Consider the following 8,182-nt stretch of genomic DNA (forward strand, 5'->3'; position numbering starts at 1 on the left):
AAATGAGATTTAAAAATATAAGTAATAATTGTTGTTCGTAAAGTGATAAGCAAGAACAATGTTAGAAGCAATTAGGAGATACAAAACGTTATAACTAAGCATGAATACTTTGCATTATACAATGCCATTTGTAGCCATTTAGAGAGCTATACAGAGCATACATTTATTATTTAGATATTTAGGTGCTCAATAATCTTACATGTGGCTTAAATGGTCTTAGAATACGTTGTATGAAAAGAGTAAAAAGTAACTAAATTTAGATTGAAAGTAAATTAATTTTGCCCAGCAGATAATTAAAATAGTTGTGGAAATTTTAATGGGATAGATAATTTAATCGGGCAGTGAAAATAATACTGGAGATTATAAAAAAGAAAATGAAATTTGAAAAAAATTATTTCTAAATTTAAAGGGAGGCGTTGAATTTGCGCCCAGCCTTTTTGAAAACGAATTAAACGAGCCCACCTTATCCGTAACCAAATCTTGAAATGAAAAGCTAAAATTGTGTAAAAATTCACAATATCAATAGATAAAATAGCCTAATTTAAGCCGTTTATGCCCTACTATTCGACTATTAAGTCTTTCAATGCACTATAAGACGTTTGTCAGAGCTTAATATGAATTATTGTTTCAATACATATAATACTAATAGGAGATGATATGGATGTCACAAAGAAAATTATTATCACAACAGAAAGCATACCGTACAAAAGATGTACAAGACCAAAGAAAAGCTACTGAAGAAGCAATGAATAATCTTACTAAATTAGCACCAGAAGCACCTGATTGGCTTGATTCAGAAGCTACAAAGGAATGGTACAGAATTTATCCACTACTTAATGAGTTGCCTGTAGCGAGCTTAGATTTGGCATTGGTATCAACGTATTGTCAAGCCTATTCTGATTACATTAACGCTAATAAACGACTAGAAAATGAAGATTCAGTGGTTGTGACTGAAAGAGGATCAAAACTTAATCCTAATCATACAATCAAACGTGATGCATTATCACAGTTAAATAGTATTGCGCCTAAGTTAGGACTTACAGTTGAATCTCGGCTTAAAATCATGGAACCGAAACCTAAGCAACAATATGATCCATTCAGTGAATTTTTTGAAGATGGTAAAAAACCACAATCGGTATATGAAGAGTTTGGTATGGATAATAACGATTAAATAATAAAGTGCTAGGGAGGCCTGCAATGATTTTAAAAAGAAGTAAAAATGTGCTTTGGTATTATGAAGAACCTAAGATTACCGAATACGAGCTTTTAACACAATACTCCCCAATGATGATTAACAGTAAGATTCGTACCATACAAGAACAGATTAATACCATGTATGACTTAAATATGAGCCATATGTGCTGCGATGAAGTAGAGGGTGTGACCACTGTGTCTTATCCTTTAGAGAAATTAGTATTGTGGATCATAGAACAAAAAGATGAACTCGATCGCTTTAAACGTAATAGCACTAAGAAACTGAATCTGTTAAAGAAAATCATTCATAGATACACACCTAGAGAGCAAAAAGAAGTCATGAGATATTTCCAATCAAATGGCAGTGAGAAGCCACACAAGACGATTGATAAGCTACAAGAAGATTTATATAAAGTCCATCATCATAAGCGTGTAGAACGCAATAAACAGCGTCAAAAAGAGAGTGAAGTAATATATCAAAACTTTTTAGTCGAAACGAAAGCATCATTAAATCAAGAACGTGAGGAGTTAGTAATATGACTGATGTAGATTATCCTATTTTAGAACGATACATGTGCAATTATCACAGCATGGTTGATACTTATAAGAATAAACCTAGTGATATGGATGAACTTCAATATATGAACCTAGAATCGATTGTAAAGGGCATTACAGAGGTATACAACAATAGCCAAGTAAAAGTGCAACAGATTATTAAATTGTCATGGTGGGACGATAACAACTACACAGACAACGTTATAGCTGATGTGATAGGTATAAGTGAATTGACGTTAAGACATGCGAAAGAAGTTATATTAAAGCGTGTGGCAAAGGCAGTAGATTATGTATGAAGTATGATAAAGCAACAGTGAAAGAGTTTATATTAAACTATCATAAGACAATAGATAACAGTAAAGAGTATGATGAAGATACAAATGTTGATGACTTCTTTAGTGTGAATGACCAACAGGAAGCAGTACCTATAGACGAGAATAATGTTGAAGAAAGCATATTTTATAATGAAATAGAAACATTAATTGAGCAAGTGGCCACAGATAAAGAATTTTACATGTTTTGGCTTTTAGCAGAAGGTAAGACTTATCAAGAAGTAGGGCGTATATTTGAAGTGTCTGGCGAGAGAGTGAGACAAGTATTTGATAAGGTATTAGATAAGGCAGTGAGAGGGTAGGCGCTTATGCGCTTGCCCCATTTTTGTTATATTAGAATTAAGGTTAATTAACATTAGATAATTTTTGCTAAAAAGGAGCTTAAAATTGAAGAAAGCAGAGCGTAATTTATTTTCGTTTTTTTTATCTTTAGGAAGTATTTTTGCGATATTTAATGGTTTGTTTATTATAGGTATTGGAATGTTAATTGGTGGAGCTGCTTTGCTAACTAAAAGTATTTCTGAAGAATAGTGGTTATTTTATTATTATAAATTAAGTGTTTTGTTATACTATATTTACATGCATTAGATTATGTACTTTTTAGCATTCCTTATATCTTTACCACCCACACATGTCACTGGGTGGTTATTTTTTGTTGGAAAATTTGTGAATATTCGTATTATGAATTGATTTAATGATTTCTAAGTGGTAAAATTCGATAATATTACCACTTAGAAAGGGTGATTTTATGGAGTATATGCATAAGTTTCACTATAAACACAGTAACGATGTTGAAAAGGAATTTAAAAAAAGAATGGAATCTACAAATATTGAAAAACTAGATTTAACTATATGTCCTTTTAGATCAAATAAGAACTTAAATTTATATTTCATACCGACTTTATACACAATGAATCTAGTTAATAATATAGAAAAGAATAATTCTTTGCTAAGAGAATTAAGTTTATTACTGCCAGATGGAGCAAAAGAATCTCTACATGATGATATAATAGCAAATGAACTTTTTTCTACAAATCAGATAGAAGGAATAAAAAGTAGTAAGAAAGAAATTGTACAAAGTATGAGGGAAATTAAAGAAAGAAATCCTAAAAAACCAAGATTTTATAGTATGCTCAAATCATATTTGAAAATTCTATATTCAGATAATAGATTACCACGTACAACTAAGGATATAAGAGATATTTATAATAATATTACAGCGTCAGAAATAGATGAGAAAAATAAAATAGAAGGCCCTTTGTTTAGAAAAGAATCTGTAAATGTAGTTACTGTTACAAATAGAGTGATTCACGAGGGAGTGAATCCTCACTATTTAATTGAACAAAAAGTTCAAGAATTATTGAATTTTTTAAATGAAGATAATAAAATCGAGATGGTTATAAAAATCGCTATATCTCATTATTACTTCGGTTATATCCATCCTTTTTATGATGGTAACGGGAGAACTTCACGTTTTATAAATAGCTTATATTTAAACGAAGAATATGATAAGTTGACTGCCATATCGTTATCAAGATCTATAGATAACGATAAAAAAACTTATTACGAGATATTTGATACAACAAACAAAGTAATTAACAGAGGCGAATTAAATTACTTTATAGATAAATTTTTAGGTTTTATTATAAATGGGCAGAAAATGTTAATAGAAGAATTAAAAATAAAAAAATCACAATTAGAGCATGCGAAAAATATAATAATGTATGATGAAAATCTGAATAAGTTGAATGATTCTTATAAAGATATTTTATTTATAATGGCTCAAATATTCTATTTTTCTTCTGAAGAATATACAACAGTTCAATCTTTAAGTAAGTATGTTGATTTGTCAGAAAAAACCTTAAGAAAGTTTTTGAACGAATTGATTGATATGGAATACGTTGTAAAAGAAGGTATTCGCCCAGCTCAATATAAAATATCAGAAGATTTTATTGAATAACACTCACCAACTGTTGGGTGTTTTTATGTTATAATAAAGTAGTCATCTTGGTGGATGAGATTAAACCACATCTTAAATGATGTGGTTATTTTTTATTTACATATACGAACAAACATTCTATCATATTCGTGAGGTGATTATAAATGGAACTAAATTTAGACTGGAGTAAAGATTTTCAAGAATTCCAGGATATTTTGAGTTCTGGAATACATCCCGAATGGCTATATAACGCAAAAGCAAATATGATACTCAACCCTTCATACACAGGACAGGGCAAACAATTTTTCTTTACTAAAGATATTATTAAAGCTAGTAAAATAGTTCCTTTTTATTAAATAGAACATTGAAAGAAGGTATATAACATTAGCAAACAATTTCAAAAAGAAAAACTGTGGAGTAGATATAAATACGAAGTTTTATGGCATGATCAAAACGCTTATAATGATATTAGATTTTTGATGAATAATGATGTTGAAATTGAAATAATTCAACAAAAAATTCAATATGCTCTAAATAAGCAACCTTCTAAAGGATCAATAATAAATGCTTATTGCCATATGTGGGGATATTTTAAAAAAATAAGTACTGAACAAGAAAAGCAGTTATTTAAAAAACTAAAGACAGATTTTGAAAATCATATTATAACAGAAAAAGTATTAATTGATTTTATCAAGAAATTAGCCGACTTATATGAAGTCACTTATTTAAAACAATCTACTATTATAAATAAAGCCCACCTAAATGAATAGGTGGGTTGTTTTTGTGTGGAAATTAAGATAAAAAATAGTAAGGGTAGGCTTGCTACCCGCGTAATATTAAATTGTAGTATTTCATGTTATAATACATAAAAAAGTAGGTGTTAATATGTCTCCTAAAGTAAAAGTTAGAAAGAAACCGGTTGTTGTTAATGCAGAGAAAGTTAAAGAAACGCTATTTATCGACACATTAGAAGGTCGTATGAAAGCTGAAAAGGGCGATTGGATTATAACTGGAGTAAATGGTGAAAAATATCCTGTAAAACCTGATATTTTCGAAAAAACTTATGAAGTACTTCCCGATTAAATCTCGAGAAGTGCTTTTTTTATAGATTCGTAAGTAAAAGAATACGCCCATTTAACTTGCTTGTTATAAAGACGCGTTGGTGTATGATAAAATTTATCTATTTTAATAGCTACAATGGGTTTATTTAATTCTTTTGCAGTATCTATTTCCCAATTAACCCAATCTGAAGTATGAGTATTTTCTCCTATAATACAAATAACTTTATTAGATTCTTTAATTTTAGCTTTAATTCTTCTCTTAATATAAATAGCATCGGTAGAGTTAATACTTATACCTATACTGGTATCTTCAAATTTTAATTCGAAAAAATTTTTGTTTGGATTTTCTGACCATGCAACGAGTAAATTTTTATACCTATTTCCTTCGTCATCTGCTCTATAACTTACAAATAATTTTCCTAACATTTTTCTTCCTCCTTAATATCCTGTCTCATTGTTTGCCAATTAATATTCTCGTTAGAGATAATTGATTCAACACGTGAAACTAAAAGTTTTAACGGTTCTGTCTCATTGTCATAAGGTTCAACATTATTTAAATATAAGTATTTTTCATGTTTTAATACTTCGCATGTAGTTCGATATTGAATATAGTTTTCGTGAAATTTCTTTATACTACTAATAGACTGAGATATTACAATGAGTAAACCTAGTATTGATATAATAATAGTAAAACTTATAGAATTAAACACTAATGAAAAAGGTGTTATTGCTGGGATTAGTGCACCGGCGATAATTTGTATATATTTATTTAAATTGTAATGCTTTTGGCAAGACATACTTTTGTTATCATACCAATTTATTTGATCTTCTAGCCTATCATGAAGATAATCTTCCATCCCTCAACCTCCAATCTTCCTATACTCAAACACACGTAATGGCTCAAAGTGAAATTATTGAAATTCGTGCAACTTATTAATGGATAGTGTAAAAAAGATAATGATTTAATTGTACTATACTTAAAAAATAATGGTGATAACAAAAAGTTATAATTAAAAATATTAAGAGATAAAATACTTATAATTCGTTAAAAATAAAGGCAATTGTAGAACACCAAACGAACAACTATACATTAATTCATTTCTCGATGCAGCACAGAGCGAATGTCAGAGAGATAATTAAATGGATTTGGTAATTTTGATGTAATCTTTTAAGATAGAGGTGTGATGTTACTTAAAAATCAGTAACATTGGTCGGACAAAAATGTTTAACCAAAAGTATGTACTCAAAAATAGGTGTGTAAAAAGTCCACACACAAAAAAGTTTATGTGCTATTACTCAAAAATGAGTATGAGGTTAGGTTTCTCAAAAAAGAGCAACCAATGTACACGGGCAAAAATGACCACGTACTATTGTTCAAGAATGGACGATAGCAAACGGACAAAAATTGTCTGATTGTAGATAAATGAAAATGCAAAAGTAGGATTATTTTTGAACTCATATTGTATTAGTTTGCTTTTTAGAAGATAATTAAAAACAACAATAATTAAGAGGTGAGCAGAACTTGAATAGATTGGATGGCAAAACTGTCATAACTATTATTGGTGTAATTGGTTTAATGATATTCGCTTTTATTTTTACGATTGGCTACATATTAAGTAATATAGACCCTGAAAATAAGTTGGAAGGTTATACAATAGCGATTAGTTTTATTGGAATATTTGCCACATTTGGTGGTGCTTATTTAGGTGCTAAAATAGCAGGAGATAATGCTAGAAATATTTATGAAAAACAAAAAAATGAAAAGAAGCAAGAATTAATTACTAAAATTGAGTTAATTACTAATATCAAAATGATAAAAGTTTTGAAACATTCTAATAATGTAAAAGAATCAAGATTATTATTGTATGTTGCACCTAAAGATAATCGATCTTATGATGAAATAATGAGTAGTGGAATTATGGAAATTTTAGACTTAATTGATGGTTACGCTAATCCTATTATCGAATTACTTGAAGAAAGAGAAATATATGAAGGATCTCCAAAATTATATCAAAGTCTACTAAATATGTTTAATGAGTGTAATAGGATGAATTATCACATCAATCAAATTGATGTAAAAGATAGAACTGGAAGATTGCCAGAGGATTTTAATAATTTAAGTGAAAAGGAAAGAAAATGTTTAATAGATAAGGTGGATGATTATAGAGAACTTGTTAGGAAAGATATTCTAATTAACTTTGCAGAGTTTAAATTTATAGAAACCAATTTAAATAATTGTGCTAATGAGATTTTAAATAATATATCTGAAGAAAATAAACTTTTAGATTATATTGATTTTAAAAATCACGTTGATATGAGGTACACTTTAGATTAATAATAATTTAATTTATTAAATTCTATTAGATTTTATGAATCAGTTTAATTAAAATCAGCAGATTTTTTGATTTTAACTGAAGGTAATTCAGCATAAGCTTTGGACCACCCGCTGTTATTTTTAATAACTTCTTCATACGCTGATGGATTTTCTTTTTTTTACTTTCTTAGCTCTTTTTAATGTTGTTTCAGAAACGCCTGCTAATTTAGCCAATTCAGCGTTTTCTTTTACTGGTGTCTTGACTTTTTTACCGATAGGTTCAACTGAGCTTTTCGGAAAGAAAAAAGCATAATTATAATAATAAGGTCAAAGGTATTAATAAGAAATCATCTTAAAATGCTCATAAGTGTTATAATGGTATTTTGATTAATCATGACCTTCCTAGATAATTACTCAATTATTCTGTCAATACATATCGTTATGACAAATTTTAAAAGTATATAAATCATCTCACGCATAGGGGTAATGAATATGTATATGTTGCCCCAAAAATATGTTGTTTTTGCAATTTTAACATTTTACACTAACATAGCAAGGCAATGTAAACATTGATATGACAATACTTATAAGGAATTATAAATCAATAGATAAACGCTATTATCAATTCCCGCCGTCTCCATACTCTAGCCTTCAATCATTGTGGTTGAGGGCTTTTTTCATGTAAAAAATTTTGAAATTTATTGAAAGTTGTTCTAGAAAGATACGTGTGTAATTATCATAATATGGTAGATACTTATAAGAATCTACCTAGTGATATGGATGAACT

12 protein-coding genes are annotated in these 8,182 nt (G+C 28.8%); 10 read left to right on the forward strand and 2 right to left on the reverse strand.

Annotation, left to right across the window (positions count from 1 at the left end):
* Positions 1–661 precede the first annotated feature (661 nt).
* From KA814_RS11500 to KA814_RS11540, 9 genes are all read left to right on the forward strand, one after another.
* Positions 662–1,171, forward strand: a complete 510-nt coding sequence (locus tag KA814_RS11500; protein WP_069805117.1) for a phage terminase small subunit P27 family — start codon at positions 662–664, stop codon at positions 1,169–1,171.
* A gap of 26 nt (positions 1,172–1,197) precedes the next feature.
* Positions 1,198–1,734 carry a pathogenicity island protein gene (locus KA814_RS11505; RefSeq protein WP_204173234.1) on the forward strand — a complete coding sequence of 179 codons (537 nt, stop codon included), beginning with the start codon at positions 1,198–1,200 and terminating at the stop codon, positions 1,732–1,734.
* On the forward strand, positions 1,731–2,045 hold the full coding sequence (locus tag KA814_RS11510) for a hypothetical protein (RefSeq protein ID WP_204173235.1): 315 nt from the start codon (positions 1,731–1,733) through the stop codon (positions 2,043–2,045). The genes KA814_RS11505 and KA814_RS11510 overlap by 4 nt, the downstream gene beginning before the upstream one ends.
* Positions 2,042–2,383 carry a sigma-70 family RNA polymerase sigma factor gene (locus KA814_RS11515; protein WP_204173236.1) on the forward strand — a complete coding sequence of 114 codons (342 nt, stop codon included), beginning with the start codon at positions 2,042–2,044 and terminating at the stop codon, positions 2,381–2,383. Before KA814_RS11510 ends, KA814_RS11515 begins: the two co-directional genes overlap by 4 nt.
* 85 nt (positions 2,384–2,468) lie before the next feature.
* Positions 2,469–2,612 (forward strand): hypothetical protein, encoded by a 144-nt coding sequence (locus KA814_RS11520; protein WP_204173237.1) that lies wholly within the window; start codon positions 2,469–2,471, stop codon positions 2,610–2,612.
* A gap of 217 nt (positions 2,613–2,829) precedes the next feature.
* Positions 2,830–4,041: a Fic family protein gene (locus KA814_RS11525; RefSeq protein ID WP_204173238.1), complete on the forward strand. Its 1,212-nt coding sequence runs from the start codon at positions 2,830–2,832 to the stop codon at positions 4,039–4,041.
* Between the two features lie 143 nt (positions 4,042–4,184).
* Positions 4,185–4,376: a hypothetical protein gene (locus KA814_RS11530; RefSeq protein ID WP_204173239.1), complete on the forward strand. Its 192-nt coding sequence runs from the start codon at positions 4,185–4,187 to the stop codon at positions 4,374–4,376.
* Positions 4,377–4,430: 54 nt separating this feature from the next.
* Positions 4,431–4,790, forward strand: a complete 360-nt coding sequence (locus tag KA814_RS11535; protein WP_206170642.1) for a YbgA family protein — start codon at positions 4,431–4,433, stop codon at positions 4,788–4,790.
* A 115-nt stretch (positions 4,791–4,905) separates the two neighbouring features.
* Positions 4,906–5,103, forward strand: coding sequence for a hypothetical protein (locus KA814_RS11540; protein ID WP_204173240.1), 198 nt, complete (start codon positions 4,906–4,908; stop codon positions 5,101–5,103).
* Here the strand turns inward: KA814_RS11540 and KA814_RS11545 are convergent.
* Together KA814_RS11545 and KA814_RS11550 are read right to left on the reverse strand one after the other, a co-directional pair.
* A complete protein-coding gene (locus KA814_RS11545; RefSeq protein WP_204173241.1) occupies positions 5,100–5,507 on the reverse strand; it encodes a TIR domain-containing protein in 408 nt (135 codons plus the stop codon). The two genes, KA814_RS11540 and KA814_RS11545, sit on opposite strands and share 4 nt — an antisense overlap.
* The gene (locus KA814_RS11550; RefSeq protein ID WP_204173242.1) at positions 5,501–5,938 is read right to left on the reverse strand and encodes a DUF4231 domain-containing protein; all 438 of its coding nucleotides are present in this window, start codon (positions 5,936–5,938) and stop codon (positions 5,501–5,503) included. Before KA814_RS11550 ends, KA814_RS11545 begins: the two co-directional genes overlap by 7 nt.
* A 665-nt stretch (positions 5,939–6,603) precedes the next feature.
* Here KA814_RS11550 and KA814_RS11555 point away from each other — a divergent pair.
* Positions 6,604–7,416 carry a hypothetical protein gene (locus KA814_RS11555; protein WP_204173243.1) on the forward strand — a complete coding sequence of 271 codons (813 nt, stop codon included), beginning with the start codon at positions 6,604–6,606 and terminating at the stop codon, positions 7,414–7,416.
* Positions 7,417–8,182 lie beyond the last annotated feature (766 nt).

Source organism: Staphylococcus sp. GDY8P196P, from assembly GCF_017891705.1.
In the GTDB taxonomy this organism is placed as follows: Bacteria; Bacillota; Bacilli; order Staphylococcales; family Staphylococcaceae; genus Staphylococcus; species Staphylococcus ureilyticus.